Below are 14203 nucleotides of genomic sequence, written 5' to 3' on the forward strand. Positions count from 1 at the left end.
CGGTTTTCCTTCGTGGGTTTTGGGTAAAAGGGGAGGGTTCAGGCTGCGGCAGCGGTCAGGCCGCGCACGGCCTCGATCATCGCGACGAGCGCGACCTTCGCATCGCCGTAAACCATGTCGCAATTGTCGCCGTAGAAGAGGGCGTTGACGATGCCGGCATAGCCTTTGCCCTCGCCTCGCTTGACCACGTAAACGTGGCGGGCCTTGTCGACGTTGAGGATCGGCATGCCGAAGATCGGCGAGCCCTTGTCGGTACGCGCGGCGGGATTGACGACGTCGTTGGCGCCGATCACCAGCGCGACATCGGTGGTCGCGAACTCATCGTTGATCTGGTCGAGCTGGAAGATCATGTCGTACGGCACGCCAGCCTCGGCGAGCAGCACATCCATCTGCCCCGGCATGCGGCCGGCAACGGGATGAACCGCGAACTTCACGACAACGCCCGCGCCCTGCAGCAATTTGACGAACTCGAAGAGCTTCTGCTGCGCCTGGGCGACGGCAAGGCCGTAGCCGGGCACGATGATCACCGACTTGGCGTAGCGCATAGCAATGCCGGCGTCGGCCGCCTGCACCGGCTTGAGGCTGCCGACGACCGCGCCTTGCTTCTGCTTAGGCGCGTCGCCGAAATTGGTGAAGACCACATTGGCGATCGAGCGGTTCATCGCCTTGGCCATCAGCAAAGTGAGCAGCAGTCCGGCGGCGCCGACCACCATGCCGGCGATCATCAGCGCGGGGTTCTGCAGTACGAAACCCTCGAGCCCGACTGCGAGCCCAGTGAAAGCGTTGAAGATCGAGATCACGACGGGCATGTCGGCGCCGCCGATCGGCAGCGTCATGAGCACGCCGAACAGCATGGCGAGACCGAAGAACACGCAGATCCAGATCGGCAGGCTGAGCAACGGCACCGCAGCCCCGAACGCCGCCGCGACGACGATGCCGCCGACCGTGAGCGTGGCGATCAAGGCGATTGCGTTGACGACCTGCTGCCCGGGAAAACGCAACGGCTTGGTGATGACGCCGTCGAGCTTGGCCCAGGCGATCAGCGATCCCGACAGCGAGACCGCGCCGATCAGCGCGCCGAGCAGGGTCACGACGAGTTCGGTCGCGCCGCTGGTGCGGTCGCCGAACAGTTCGGCCGCGGCGATCGCGCCGGCCGCGCCGCCGCCCATGCCGTTATAGAGCGCGACCATCTGCGGCATGGCGGTCATCGCGACCCGCTTGCCGCTCCACCAGGCGAGACCCCCGCCGATCGCGAGCGCCACCAGTGCCAGGCCGATATTGGCGTAGAGATGCGGCCGCGCTGCCTCGCCCACGTCGAACACGTATAGGAAGCTGGCGAGGATCGCGGCGACCATGCCGATGCCGGCGACGAAGATGCCCGAGGAGGCGGTCGCAGGCGACGACATGCGCTTCAGGCCATAAAGGAACAGGAACGCGGCAGCGAGATCGGCCAAGCCGATGACGAGCGGTGGCAGGGAGGTGAGCATATCCTCAGCCCTTCTTCGTGTGACGGGGTTTGGCGCGCGCGGGCTTCACTTCCGCGATCTGGAACATCGCCAGCATGCGCCGCGTGACCGCAAAGCCGCCTGCGGCATTGCCGGCGCCGAGCAGCACCGCCACGAAGCCGATCGCCTGTTCGGTCGGGGTGCGCGCGCCCAGCAGGGTGTAGAGCCCGCCGACCACGACAATGCCGTGCACGAAGTTCGAGCCCGACATCAGCGGAGTGTGCAAGATCGCCGGCACATGACCGATGATCACCCAGCCCGCGAACCCGGCGAGCAGGAAGACGTAGAGGGCGACGAAGCCCGTCATGCTGATCTGGAAGTCCATCATCGTCTCCGGTTCACGCGGCTTTGGCAGTGGGGGCGGACGCTGCAGCCGGGTCGCAGAGCTTGCCGGCGTGCGTGAGCGCGGTCTGCCGCAGGACCTCGTCGGTCCAGTCGATGCTGACGATGTTGTCCTTCATCATGAGCAGCAGCAGATTGTACTGGTTCTTGGCGTAGAGCTCGCTCGCATCGTCGCCGAGCAGCGAGGGGACGTTGAGCGGTGCGACGATCGTCACGCCGCCGACCGTGATCGTTTGCCCCGCTCGGGTGTCCTCGCAATTGCCGCCGCCCTCGGCCGAGAGATCGACGATCACCGCGCCGGCCTTCATCCCGGCGACCTGCGCCTTGCTGATCAGCTTGGGCGAGGCCCGACCCGGGATCGCCGCCGTGGTGATGACGAGGTCCGCGGCCTGAATATGGGCAGTGAGCACCGTGGCAACCTTCGCCTGCTCCTCAGTGGTGAGGGCGCGCGCGTATCCCCCCTTGCCGCGGGCATCGACGCCGGTCCGCACGAAGCTCGCGCCTAGCGACTGCGCCTGTTCTTCGGTTTCGGGGCGCACGTCATACCCCTCGACCACCGCGCCTAGCCGGTGTGCGGTCGCGATCGCCTCAAGCCCGGCGACGCCGAGACCCATCACCAGCACCTTGGCCGGCCCGATCGTGCCGGCGGCGGTCGTGATCTTGGGCAGCACGCGTGCGAGATGCGTGGCGCCGAGCTGGACCGCATAATAGCCGGCGAGCGCCGACTGGCTCGACAGCGCGTCCATCGCCTGCGCGCGCGAGATCCGCGGCACGCGCTCCATGGCGAAGCAGGTGATTTCCCGGTCGAGCAAACGCTGGACGAGTGCCGGCTCGTTCTGGGCATAGATGAAGGATACAAGGATCGCGCCTTCCTGCATCGCGTCGATCACTTCGAGTGCGGGAGGCTGGACCGACAGCACCACATCGGCGTCGCGTACCATCGCTGCGCGATCGTCGCAGAACGCCACGTCGGCAAAGGCGCTGTCGGCGAGCTTGATCGCCGCGCCAGCGCCGCTCTCCATGTGGAGCTTGGCGCCGAGCTTGATCAGCTTGGGTGCGACCGATGGGGTCAGCGCGACGCGCCGTTCATGCGCGCGCGTTTCCTTGAGAACGGCGAGATTCACGTACATCTGAAATTCCGTGTGCTGAAGGGCCGAGGGCGGGCGGGGACGGGCCCCGCCCGGACACGTTCAGGCGGGCGCGGCCATCTTCGCGACGCGGACCAGCTTCTTGTTGACGAACTGCTGGATGCCCATGTCGCCGAGCTCGCGGCCATACCCTGAGTTCTTGATACCACCGAACGGCAGCTCGGCATCGGTCCAGTCGATGTTGTTGATGAACATCATGCCCGTCTCGACCGCGCTGGCGACGCGGCGGCCGCGCGCCTCGTCCTGGGTCCACACCGACCCGCCAAGCCCGAAGTCGGAATCGTTGGCGAGCGCGATCGCTGCAGCCTCGTCCTTCACGCGGTAAAAGGAGGCGACGGGGCCGAAGAACTCGTCGCGGAAGGCAGGGTTGTCGGGCGCGATGTCGGTCAGGATCGTCGGCTGCATGAACGATCCCGGTCGATCGACGCGCTTGCCACCGATCAGCACTTTCGCACCAGCGGCGACGGCAGCGTCGACTTGGCCGAGCAGCTGGACCAACGCTGGTTCACTCGAGAGCGGCCCTAGGGTGGTGGTCTCGTCGAGCGGGTCGCCCGCCTTGAGCGCCGACAGCACGGCCTGGAAGCGCGCGAGGAACGCATCGGCGACCGACTCCACGACGATGAAGCGCTTGGCGGCGCAACAGGTCTGGCCGGTATTGTACATCCGCCCCCACACCGCCCAGGGAATGGTGTGGTCGAGATCGGCGTCGTCGAGCACGATGAACGCGTCGCTGCCGCCCAATTCCATCGACGAGATCTTCAGGTTCTTGCCCGCGCGCGCCGCGATGCTCTGTCCGGCAGCGACGCTACCTGTCAGCGCGACGCCCTTGACGCGGGGATCGTCGATGATCCGGTTGGACTGGTCGTGTGAGATCAGGAGGTTGGTATAGAGGCCGGCCGGCGCACCCGCCTCGATCAGCAACTGCTCGAAGGCGATCGCGCACCGCGGAACGATTCCGGCATGCTTCACTACCAGCACATTGCCAGCCATCAGATGCGGGCCAGCGATCCGCGCCAGCTGGTAATAGGGGAAATTCCACGGCTCGACGCAGAAGATCACGCCGATCGGGCTGCTCTCCATATGCGCTTCGCCGACGGTCGGGTCGAGCTTGACGGGGGCCAGGAAGCGCTCGGCATTCTTGGCGTAATAGGCGAGGATTCGCGCGCTGAACTCCACTTCGCCGCGCGCCTCGCCGATACGCTTGCCCATCTCGAGCGTCATCGTGTGAGCGAAGGTATCGACCTGCGCGTGGAGCAGCTCAGCAGCCTTGTTGAGAATCGTTGCGCGCTCGGCATAGCTCTTCAGACGCCAGCCCTCGTAGCAGGTCTGCGCCGTCGCGAGCTTCGTCTCCAGCTCCGCGTCGGCAATGTCCGCGAAGCTCTGCAGCGTCTTCCCATCGAACGGATTGAGGCTTTGATAGGTCATGCGAGCTTCCTTCTGGAACGAACCTGGGGGCGCGCCGCAGCACGTCGATCCCATCCTGCAAAATCGGGGCACGCCGGTATGGCGTTGATCGTCCGCCGATTTAGGCTTCTGCTGGGGCCGCGGTGCAGCCTCGGGAACTACCTACAGATCACCTGATCCTCGATCGATGCAGCTCTGAGGATCGGATGCGTAGTTCCCGAGGCTGAGCACTTCATCCCGGCTCACCTATCCTGCAGCTTGCAACGGCGATCTGCCGCTCGCGCGAACACGCCGATCTTCGGCGCGGGCGATGCGACGCAGAGGGTCAGGAGACGACATGACATCCATCGCGCAATTCGCCCCGGCATCGGCAATGCAGCCCCTGCCAGAAAACAACCAGCATCGGGGAGGCCGTCACGCCGTAATCGTGTGCAACCCCGACCGGCATAGCTTCGATCATTCAATTGCGTTGCGCTACGCTGAGACGGTACGAATTGCAGGGCACGACGCTGTGATCCGCGATCTCTATGCGATGGGCTTCGATCCGGTGCTCAAGATTGACGAGCAGCCCTCCGACCAGGCATTCGCGCCAGCTCGTGATGTCGCGCGGGAATTACAGGAACTGGCCGGCTGCGAGGTTTTCGTGCTGGTCTATCCGATCTGGTTCGGCACCCCGCCGGCAATGCTGAAGGGCTATATCGAGCGCGTGCTAGGAGCCGGTGTCAGGCCGCAGACAGTACACGAGGGCGGCCCGACCGCATTGCTCGGCCACAAGACGCTGCTGAGCTTTACGACATCTGCCACCACCAACGTGTGGCTTGACGAGCAGGGCCAGCCGATGGCCCTGCGTCAGGTGGTCGACCTGTATCTCGTTCATGCCTTTGGCATGCGGAAGCAGTCACACGTCAGCTTTGACCATATCACCGCGGACATGAGCGATCATTTCGCTCAGCAATATCTGCTTGAGGTCGAGGAAGAAGCGAAGCGCGTCTGCGTCGAGATCAGTGCGCTTTCGAATGGGGCCGGCCGCGCTCAGGGATGATCGAGCCGGCGCGCGGCGGCGGACAACGCCAACAACACGATCACGGGCAGCCACAACGCTGAAATTCCGACGTAGGGATAGAGCAACGCTCCGGACAAGGCGCCTGTCGCGAGGCTCAGCCACTGCGCGAGGTAGGGAAGCCAGGCCCAGCGCTCGCCGCCAGCGACCGCACCGGCAAGCCGCTGGCCGAGCTTGACGAGCGTACCGGTCATATAGGTTAGGCCGATCTGCACGTCGCCGTCGCGTTCGAACACGGCATTCTCGGCGCCCATCACCAGAGCCATCGCGGTGAACGCGAGCGTGCGTCCGCCGACGGTGTGCAGCGCGATCGCCGCTGCGAGAAGAGTGGCCACGACGAGCAATACCCATGTGCGCCGATGGCGGCCGGCGATCCGGCTGATCGTGGACCCGAGGATCACTCCGAGGACGAACGTGCCGATCAACCCGATAGCGACCAGTCCGTCGTGCGCGCGGTCCGCGAGGCCAACCCCCATGCGCGTCGTGTTGCCGCTCATGAACGATACAAAGAAACCGCCGAGGGCGAGAAAACCGACCGCATCGACGAAGCCGGCGACACAGGAGGCAACGCCCGCGAACGCACGCACGCGAGGCGCTAGACGGTTCACCGGCCAAGGCCTGTACGTAAACTCCACAAGCGCAAGCTCTCGCGTTGGTGGCTAAGTCGGTTCATCGGAGATTTTCCATGAACACCGCAACCCATGCCCCGCTTCGCCATGTCGTCGTATTGGGCCATCCCGCTACCCATAGCTTCAACCGCGCGATTGCCGAGCGCTATTGCGAGGTCGTCCGCGATTGCGGGCAGGAGGTCGTGTTGCGCGACCTCTACGCTCTCGACTTCGATCCCCGCCTGCACGCCGACAGACTCCCCGGCCTTCCGACAAATCATCTTTCGGGAGATGTGTCGCGCGAGCTCGGACTTTTGTACGGGGCCGACGTAATCGTGTTCATCTATCCTCTGTGGTTCGGCATGCCGCCAGCAATTATCAAGGGCTATGTCGATCGAGTGCTCGGGGAGGCGCTGACGCCGCGCGATATCAAGAACCACATCCCGGACGCGATTCTGAACGGCAAGCGTTTTGCGACCTTTTCGACGTCGGCCACGACGCGGGCCTGGCTCGAAGAGCAGGGGCAGTGGCAATCGTTGCATCAGGCGTTCGACGCCTATCTCCTGTCGATCTTCGGCATGCGCGATGGCGGCCACACCCATTTCGACGCGATCGTCGATCCGCTCGATCAACTCTACGCGGCTGAGACGTTGTTTGCGGTCGAAGAGAAAGCCCGTGTCCTGTGCAGCACGGCCTTGGCCGAGCGCCACGCGGCCGCTGTGGAAAGTCTTTTCGTCGATCGGGGGTAACGAACGACCGATGCCGTGGGACGGTGACCCGCCGCGTTTACGGTCCATCGGTCGCGATGACGGTGAGAGGCTCGCCGGTGCCCGCATCCTTCAGCGTGTCGCGGGTGATCAGCAAGGTCGTGCCCGGCGTAAGGACCGTCTCCAACAACGCGCCGAACCCCGGAGGAAGATGTCCTTTGGCCTCGTCCTCCGGCGAAAGCTCGGCCGAGGCACCCGGAGCCTGTCCGGGTAACGGCAGACGAAGCCAATGCGCGCCGCTGGCATCCCTCGATCCCAGCGTGAAGGCTTCGGTCACGGTAACCGGGTCGTCGACGGCAATATCACTGGAACCGATCTCGACGCCGTTCCGCAGAACGATCAATCGCCGGTCGCGACCGCTCACGACTATTGAGACCGGGCCGGTCGGGGCACGCTCGGGGTGCCAGACGAAGGGGCTCGCGGCTGCTTCGGCCTTCCCTGAGAGAAGCGGAGGGGTGGGCACCGCGACCGGCACCGCGGCATCGTCGGTGATGACCACCGTCATGCCCAAGCGCGTTATTCCATAGAGCAATTTGGCGAAGGCACGGGGAAGACGGATGCAGCCATGCGACGCCGGATAGCCGGGAAGATTGCCGGCGTGCATCGCGATGCCACCCCAGGTCAGGCGTTGCATGAAAGGCATCGGCGCGTCGGAGTAGAGGTTCGACTTATGATCCACCGCTTTTTGCAGCACGGTGAAGACGCCCGTCGGCGTCGCGTGACCGCGCGTGCCGCTCGAAATCGTCGACACGCCGATCGGAACGCCGTTCCGATAGGCGTAGGCCCGCTGCGTCTTCAAGCTGACGATGACGGTGACAGGACCCTCGGGTGCGATCTGGGGTGCCCATAAGAACTCGCCCGGCTTCATGCGTTCGATCTGTCCGTCCACTGCAACGGGCAGGCTCTGCCCGATGGCGGCCGTCGTGCTGGCCAGGGCGACAAGTATCGCGACGAGCCGGACGCTCACTGTGGTTGCTGCATCATTGGCGGCAATGCGAAGGGCGACACCAGCCCGACAAGCGTCGACGTCAGCGGTGAGGACTGTCGGTCGAAGGAAATCGACCCAAGAGTCCGCCCCTCACGTGTCTCGATAATTGTCTCGAGGCGTGTGGCGTACCGGGCTGCGAGATCCTCGTGGACAGTGCGTGCGCAACGGTCAGCGGCCGCGCGCGCCATGCGCAGCGACTGCACGACGCGCTGCTGCACATACCGGAATTCCGCATTTTCGATATACATCATGATTTCCTGGCTCGCCGCCGGTCTCGGCTCGCGATCGAGTATGTCGGTAGAGTGGGCGGTGCCGATCGTCTGGCATCGGAAAACACGTACCCGACCCGCGCACCTGCGTACTTTCCGATCCTAGGAGGTGCAGGCCGGGGTCGCCTATCGCCGTGCCAACGCGACATGCGGGTTCGGCGCGATGCTTTTGCGTCCGTCTAACCTCAGACTTGCGCGCCGTCCTGTGCCATAATGGCGACGCAGTGGCGGGCGATCTGTGCATTCTCTTTGGCGGGAACCACGCGGACCGCAAAGTCGCCCGCCCATTTCAGACGCGCGCAGATCGCTGATCGTACGTGCGCGTCATGTTCTCCGATACCGCCGGTGAAGGCGAGCAGGTCGATCCCGCCCAGCGCTGCGATCATGCCGGCAACCTGTTTGCTTGCCGAGTAGCAGAACATATCGACGGCAAGCCGCGCGTCCGCCTCCTCGCTCGCCTTTTCCTCGAGTACGCGCATGTCGCCCGAGCAGCCGGAGATACCGAAAAGCCCTGACTGCTGGTCGATCAGCTGCTCGAGCGACGTCGCATCCAGCTTCTTTTCCCGCATGAGGAAGAGCAGGACGCCCGGGTCGAGATCGCCGCTACGCGTTCCCATGATCACACCGCCCGATGGGGTCAGTCCCATGCTCGTATCGATCGATCGTCCGCCCTTTATCGCGGTGATGCTCGCGCCATTGCCGAGATGGGCGAGGACCACGCGGTCAGGCAGATCTGGCCTCAGCGCCTCCACCGCGGATTCGCACGACAGGCCGTGAAAGCCATAGCGCCGCACGCCTTCGCTCCGCAGGGCGCGCGGAAGCGGCAAGGTATAGGCGAGTTCCGGGAGAGTCGCGTGGAACGCGGTATCGAAACAGGCGATCTGTGGGAGTGTCGGATAGTGCGCGACTGCCTGGTGAATCAACGCCAGCGAGGCTGGATCGTGGAGCGGCGCGAAGATCGCTGCCGCCTCGAGATGCAGCAGCACGGCGGAATCGATCCGACAATGTGCGGTGAGATTGGGTCCGCCATGGACGATCCGGTGACCGATCGCGACCGGCGCTGGCAATGCATTCTTCGCAATGAGACGATCGATCCGCTCGAAGGGATTTTCGTCTTTTGAGCCCGTTTCGATGTCGTCGGTTAGGAGCTCCGACAGTTGGGAGGCGCCGACCTCGTACAGGCCAATCTTCAGCGAGGAGGATCCGCTGTTGAGCACCAGCACGACTGCGCCCGGATCGGCGGAGTTGCGTTTCGTGGTCATGGCCATGTTCATGCACTCGATCCAGACGGTCCGCGACGCGGCGCGAACACCGCGCGGAGCGCGCTGGAGCTGGTATCGTCGTGCTCCATCGAAGGCCTATAGGCACCCCGACACGCTGCCCGATTAATGGCCACTCGAAGCTCAAGGGCGTGTTGCGCGACGTCCACGTTCTCGGCCCTGCCGCCCCAGAGATCGAGGGCTGGCTGCTGGACCGCGCGGGCAAAGGAGAAGGACAGCGCCCAAGGCATGGCATCCTTCGATCGGCCGTTCATCGCGTTCAACCTTGCCGAGGCCGGTTCGGCGGGCTGTCCACCCGAAAGAAAGGTAACCCCCGGTACCGCCGCCGGCACCGATCGTAATAAGCAGTCGATCGTCGCGTAGGCGACGTCCTCATGCGATACCGGATCGGGGCACGATGCGCCGGGAAGCACCATGTTCGGCTTCAGGATCATGCCTTCGAGCGTGACATCCTGCGCGTATAGCGCGCGGAAGACCGCGTGCAGCACCGCCTCGGTGACCGACCCACACCGCTCGATCGAGTGCGCACCGTCCATCACGACTTCGGGTTCAACGATAGGAACCAGCCCGGCCTCCTGACAAAGTGCCGCATAGCGCGCCAGAGCGTGCACGTTGGCATGGATCGACATCATGCTGGGTGTCTCCCGACCGATCCGGAAGACCGCGCGCCATTTGGCGAAGCGGGCTCCCAGCTCGGCATAGCCGGCCAGCCGCTGCCGCAATCCGTCGAGGCCTTCAGTCACTGTCTCGCCCGCCCGCCCCGCCAGCGGCACCGCCCCAAGGTCAACCTTGATGCCGGCCAGGATACCGGACTCGGCTAGCAGGCCGAGGAAGGCGGTGCCGTTCGCGGTGGATTGGTGGAACGTCTCGTCGCACAGGATCGCGCCGCTGATCGAACCGGAGAGCCGCGGCGTCGTGAGCAGCATCTCGCGATACGCGCGCCGGCTCTCCTCGCTTTGCGGTATGCCCAGCGTTGCGAAGCGCGCGTTGCAGGTAGCGATGCTCTCGTCGATCGCCAGCAGACCCTTGTCGCTGGCGAGCAACTGCGCCGCCGTCGCGACTAGGGAATGCGATCTCACCCGCGCACACCCCACTTCCAGCTGCGAATCTCGGGGAGATCTTCGCCATGCGCATCGATATAACGATCATGTTCGACCAATTTGTCACGCATCTGCTGCTTGAGATAGGCGCCCTTGCTGCCAAGCACGGGCAACGCATCCACCGCATCCTGGACCAAGTGGAAGCGATCGATACCGTTCTGAACGCGCATGTCGAAGGGCGTCGTGATCGTGCCCTCTTCCTGATAGCCCCGCACGCGCAGGTTTCGATTTGCGCGGTGGTAGGTCAGCCGCTGCACGAGCCCGGGATAGCCGTGGAACGCGAAGACGATCGGCGTGTCCCGGGTGAACAGCGAGTCATAGTCGGCGTCGCTCAGACCATGCGGATGCTCGGCACATGGCTGGAGCCGCATCAGGTCGACGACGTTGATCACGCGCACGCGCACCTCGGGCAGATGTTCGCGTAGGATCGAGACCGCGGCCAGCACCTCGAGTGTCGGCGTGTCGCCACAGCATGCCATGACCACATCGGGCTCGCCGCCCTGGTCGTTACTCGCCCATTGCCAGATGCCGATCCCCTGCGTGCAGTGCGCGATCGCTTGGTCCATGGTCAGCCACTGCGGAAGCGCATGTTTGCCGGCGATCACGACATTCACATATTGTCGGCTTCGCAAGCAGTGATCGACCACCGACAACAGGCAGTTGGCATCCGGCGGCAGATAGGCGCGGACGATATCGGCCTTTTTGTTGATCACATGGTCGAGAAACCCAGGATCCTGGTGCGTGAAGCCATTATGGTCCTGCTGCCAGACGTGCGACGACAGGATATAGTTGAGCGAGGCGCTGTCGCGTCGCCAAGGTAGCTCGGATGTGACCTTGAGCCACTTGGCATGCTGGCTGAACATCGAATCGACGATGCGGATGAAGGCTTCGTAGCTGTCGAACAGTCCGTGACGTCCGGTCAGCAGATAGCCCTCTAGCCAGCCCTGGCATTGGTGCTCGCTGAGCATGCCGTCAAGCACGCGGCCTGCGGGGGCGAGCGACTCATCGCCTGGAACGACTTCGGCGTCCCACTGGCGGTCGGTCACTTCGAATACGCCGCTGAGCATGTTCGACAGCGTCTCGTCGGGCCCGAAGATGCGAAAATTGCGCGCCTCATCGTTGAGGCTGACCACGTCGCGCAGGAAGTATCCGAGCACGCGCATGTCCTGCGCCTCGCGCGATCCCGGCGCTTCGATCGTGAACGCATGATCGCGAAAGTCCGGCATGCGCAGGTCGCGCAGCAACATTCCGCCATTGGTGTGGGGGTTCGAACCCATTCGCCGATCGCCCTTAGGCGCGAGCGCGGCAAGGTCGGGGATCAATCGGCCGTCCTCGTCGAACAGTTCCTCGGCGCGGTAGCTCTTCATCCATTCTTCGAGCAGGGCGACGTTTTCCGGATGCGCCGCGTCGACGATCAATGGCACCTGATGCGAGCGAAAGGTGCCTTCCACCGGCAGTCCGTCGACTGTCTTCGGTCCGGTCCAGCCTTTGGGCGAGCGCAGCACGATCATTGGCCAATGAGGGCGCTCGCTAAGGCCGTTGCCGCGCGCCTCTGCCTGAATTGCATGGATCTGCGCGATCGCCTGGTCGGTAGCGGCGGCCATCTGCCGGTGCATCGTCATCGGATCTGAGCCTTCGACGAAGATCGGATTCCAGCCACATCCCCGGAAGAACTGCTCGATCTCGTAATGCGGAATACGTGCCAGAACGGTCGGGCTGCTGATCTTGTAGCCGTTGAGATGCAGGATCGGCAGGACGACGCCGTCGCCCACGGGATCGAGAAACTTGTTCGAATGCCAGGCAGTCGCCAGCGGCCCGGTCTCAGCTTCGCCGTCGCCGACCACGCACGCGACGATCAGGTCGGGATTGTCGAACACCGCGCCGAACGCGTGCGCGAGCGAATAGCCGAGCTCGCCGCCCTCGTGGATCGACCCCGGCGTCGAGGGGGCGACATGGCTGGAGATGCCGCCCGGAAAGGAAAATTGCGTGAACAGCTTTTTCAGGCCGGCCATGTCCTGGCTGATGTTCGGATAGACCTCGCTATACGATCCCTCGAGATAGGTATGGCCGACGATCGCCGGGCCGCCATGCCCGGGCCCCGCGACATAGAGCATGTTCAGATCATGCTCGACGATCACCCGATTGAGATGGGTGTAGATGAAATTCTGGCCCGGGCTCGTGCCCCAATGGCCGACTACCAGCGGCTTCACATGGGCGAGCGTCAGCGGCTCGCGCAGCATCGGATTGTCGTAGAGATAGAGCTGCCCGACCGAGATATAGTTCGAGGCGCGCCAATAGGCGTCCAGCAAGCCCAGCTCGCCATCGCTCAGGGCTTTGGGCTGTGGTTGTGTTACCATAGCGTCCATCGGTCAATTCCAGCATGTTGAGACCGACGCCGCGATCCGATATCGAAGCGATGAGCCTGCTTTTTCAGGAGATCTGAGCTTGGGATCTACGCAGCTAGGGACTGGCGCATCAGCCTCGGGAAGTACCTATTCCCATTCCATAGCGGCGAGCAGATTGCCGACCTCGACCTTGGCGAAGGTCGTGAAACTGTCCGCGATGGCATACGGCAGCAGGAGCGTTCGCTCCTTCAGGACCGCGCCGCAGCTGTAGATAACGTTGGGCACGTAGCCGTCGCGTTCGGCGCGGCGGGGCCGCAGCAGGGGATGCCGCATCCGTGCCAGCACCTTCGACGGATCATCCTTGTCGAGCAGGCAGGCACCGATGCAGTAGTTGCGGACTGCGCCGACACCGTGCGTGATCACCAGCCAGCCTTCGTCGATTTCGATCGGCGAGCCGCAATTGCCGACCTGCACAAACTCCCACGGCCATAGGGGCGCCACCGTCCTGGTGCCGCCGTTCCACTCGTACAGATCGTCTGAGGTCAGCAGCCAAATATTTTCATGATCCTGCCGGCTGAGCATGACGTAGCGGCCATGAATCTTGCGCGGGAACAGCGCCATGCCCTTGTTGACTGTCGCATCGCCGCGAAGGCCACTTAGCTCGAAGGTTGCAAAGTCCGTCGTGCGCAGCAGCTCCTGACGGACCAGGCCGCCGCCGAATGCGGTATAGGTCCCGAAATACGTGACGATTCCGTCGTCATTGACGAAGCGCACCAGTCTGAGATCCTCGATCCCCTGACGCTGGCGATCGGTGATCGGGTAGATGACAACTTCCGAAAGATCGTGGCTGCCGTCGCAATACAACCGCACTCCGGGATCTTCGGGCGCGCCGCCGGGGATCAATTCGATGCGCGGCGAGATCGCCTGGGCGCTGGGAGGATCAAGCACCACAGACCCGTCGCCAGCCCATACGCCGGTGCGAAAGGTCACCGAGGAGATATGGCCTTCGCCGACGCCGCGCAGCGACAGGATGAACCGCATCGCGTCGGGCGCGACCGCCGACTGATCGGGATGCGCGACGATGCTTGGGTTGAACAAAGCGGCCGCCTCGAACGAATATTCCTCGCTGAAATACCCGCCGATCAGCAGCGCCTGCCGCGGCGCAACGGCAGTGGCATCGATCACCGGCCCGTTCACCTCATGATACCGACGTGCCAGCGTGTGCTCGATATCGCGGTGTCGATCGGCCAACCCGCTCAATACGCGCTCCCATTCATGATCCAGCTCGGGTCCATCCAGGCTCAGCACCCGATTGGCGATCCGTTGCGCTCGGGACACTCCGGGAGTCGCGAACGCAGGCGGATCGTACGCCGGCATGAACGGCCGG

The 14203-nt window shown here is 64.0% G+C and carries 13 protein-coding genes; 2 read left to right on the forward strand and 11 right to left on the reverse strand.

Features of this window, described 5'->3' with window-relative positions; all coding sequences use genetic code 11:
• Nucleotides 1-38: 38 nt before the first annotated feature.
• The 4 genes from E5673_RS10445 to E5673_RS10460 are packed head-to-tail and all read right to left on the reverse strand — an operon-like array spanning nt 39 to nt 4420.
• Nucleotides 39-1487, reverse strand: a complete 1449-nt coding sequence (locus E5673_RS10445) for an NAD(P)(+) transhydrogenase (Re/Si-specific) subunit beta (RefSeq protein WP_136189942.1) — start codon at nt 1485-1487, stop codon at nt 39-41.
• 4 nt (nt 1488-1491) lie between these two features.
• Nucleotides 1492-1833 (reverse strand): NAD(P) transhydrogenase subunit alpha, encoded by a 342-nt coding sequence (locus E5673_RS10450; RefSeq protein WP_247599318.1) that lies wholly within the window; start codon nt 1831-1833, stop codon nt 1492-1494.
• Nucleotides 1834-1843: 10 nt separating this feature from the next.
• Nucleotides 1844-2977, reverse strand: coding sequence for an NAD(P) transhydrogenase subunit alpha (locus tag E5673_RS10455; RefSeq protein ID WP_136189944.1), 1134 nt, complete (start codon nt 2975-2977; stop codon nt 1844-1846).
• A 60-nt stretch (nt 2978-3037) separates the two neighbouring features.
• On the reverse strand, nt 3038-4420 hold the full coding sequence (locus E5673_RS10460) for an NAD-dependent succinate-semialdehyde dehydrogenase (RefSeq protein ID WP_136189945.1): 1383 nt from the start codon (nt 4418-4420) through the stop codon (nt 3038-3040).
• A gap of 316 nt (nt 4421-4736) precedes the next feature.
• Here E5673_RS10460 and E5673_RS10465 point away from each other — a divergent pair, with 316 nt between their 5' ends.
• The gene (locus E5673_RS10465) at nt 4737-5441 is read left to right on the forward strand and encodes an NAD(P)H-dependent oxidoreductase (protein WP_247599319.1); all 705 of its coding nucleotides are present in this window, start codon (nt 4737-4739) and stop codon (nt 5439-5441) included.
• On the opposite strand, the gene E5673_RS10470 is transcribed toward E5673_RS10465, so the two are convergent.
• Nucleotides 5432-6046 (reverse strand): YoaK family protein, encoded by a 615-nt coding sequence (locus tag E5673_RS10470; RefSeq protein ID WP_247599320.1) that lies wholly within the window; start codon nt 6044-6046, stop codon nt 5432-5434. The genes E5673_RS10465 and E5673_RS10470 overlap by 10 nt on opposite strands.
• Nucleotides 6047-6144: 98 nt before the next feature.
• Between E5673_RS10470 and E5673_RS10475 the strand changes: the two genes are divergently transcribed.
• Entirely contained in the window at nt 6145-6816 is a 672-nt protein-coding gene (locus tag E5673_RS10475) for an NAD(P)H-dependent oxidoreductase (protein ID WP_136189947.1), read from the forward strand.
• Between the two features lie 37 nt (nt 6817-6853).
• On the opposite strand, the gene E5673_RS10480 is transcribed toward E5673_RS10475, so the two are convergent.
• The 6 genes from E5673_RS10480 to E5673_RS10505 all read right to left on the reverse strand — a co-directional run bounded on the left by E5673_RS10480 (nt 6854) and on the right by E5673_RS10505 (nt 14193).
• A complete protein-coding gene (locus E5673_RS10480) occupies nt 6854-7801 on the reverse strand; it encodes a L,D-transpeptidase (protein WP_136189948.1) in 948 nt (315 codons plus the stop codon).
• Nucleotides 7798-8073: a hypothetical protein gene (locus E5673_RS10485; protein WP_136189949.1), complete on the reverse strand. Its 276-nt coding sequence runs from the start codon at nt 8071-8073 to the stop codon at nt 7798-7800. The genes E5673_RS10480 and E5673_RS10485 overlap by 4 nt, the downstream gene beginning before the upstream one ends.
• A gap of 203 nt (nt 8074-8276) precedes the next feature.
• Nucleotides 8277-9353: an acetate kinase gene (locus E5673_RS10490; protein ID WP_136189950.1), complete on the reverse strand. Its 1077-nt coding sequence runs from the start codon at nt 9351-9353 to the stop codon at nt 8277-8279.
• 8 nt (nt 9354-9361) lie between these two features.
• Nucleotides 9362-10450 carry a class I fructose-bisphosphate aldolase gene (locus tag E5673_RS10495; protein ID WP_136189951.1) on the reverse strand — a complete coding sequence of 363 codons (1089 nt, stop codon included), beginning with the start codon at nt 10448-10450 and terminating at the stop codon, nt 9362-9364.
• On the reverse strand, nt 10447-12828 hold the full coding sequence (locus E5673_RS10500; protein WP_247599321.1) for a phosphoketolase family protein: 2382 nt from the start codon (nt 12826-12828) through the stop codon (nt 10447-10449). The genes E5673_RS10495 and E5673_RS10500 overlap by 4 nt, the downstream gene beginning before the upstream one ends.
• A gap of 135 nt (nt 12829-12963) precedes the next feature.
• Entirely contained in the window at nt 12964-14193 is a 1230-nt protein-coding gene (locus E5673_RS10505; protein WP_136191445.1) for a glycoside hydrolase family 130 protein, read from the reverse strand.
• Nucleotides 14194-14203: the final 10 nt, after the last annotated feature.

The sequence above is a fragment of the Sphingomonas sp. PAMC26645 genome (assembly GCF_004795835.1).
Lineage (GTDB): Bacteria > Pseudomonadota > Alphaproteobacteria > Sphingomonadales > Sphingomonadaceae > Sphingomonas.

Excerpts from the sequence above, each read along its gene's own strand:
- E5673_RS10445 (WP_136189942.1), bottom strand. The coding sequence starts at position 1,487 with ATGCTCACCTCCCTGCCACCGCTCGTCATCGGCTTGGCCGATCTCGCT.
- E5673_RS10450 (WP_247599318.1), bottom strand. The coding sequence starts at position 1,833 with ATGATGGACTTCCAGATCAGCATGACGGGCTTCGTCGCCCTCTACGTC.
- E5673_RS10455 (WP_136189944.1), bottom strand. The coding sequence starts at position 2,977 with ATGTACGTGAATCTCGCCGTTCTCAAGGAAACGCGCGCGCATGAACGG.
- E5673_RS10460 (WP_136189945.1), bottom strand. The coding sequence starts at position 4,420 with ATGACCTATCAAAGCCTCAATCCGTTCGATGGGAAGACGCTGCAGAGC.
- E5673_RS10465 (WP_247599319.1), top strand. The coding sequence starts at position 4,737 with ATGACATCCATCGCGCAATTCGCCCCGGCATCGGCAATGCAGCCCCTG.
- E5673_RS10475 (WP_136189947.1), top strand. The coding sequence starts at position 6,145 with ATGAACACCGCAACCCATGCCCCGCTTCGCCATGTCGTCGTATTGGGC.
- E5673_RS10485 (WP_136189949.1), bottom strand. The coding sequence starts at position 8,073 with ATGATGTATATCGAAAATGCGGAATTCCGGTATGTGCAGCAGCGCGTC.
- E5673_RS10490 (WP_136189950.1), bottom strand. The coding sequence starts at position 9,353 with ATGACCACGAAACGCAACTCCGCCGATCCGGGCGCAGTCGTGCTGGTG.
- E5673_RS10500 (WP_247599321.1), bottom strand. The coding sequence starts at position 12,828 with ATGGTAACACAACCACAGCCCAAAGCCCTGAGCGATGGCGAGCTGGGC.
- E5673_RS10505 (WP_136191445.1), bottom strand. The coding sequence starts at position 14,193 with ATGCCGGCGTACGATCCGCCTGCGTTCGCGACTCCCGGAGTGTCCCGA.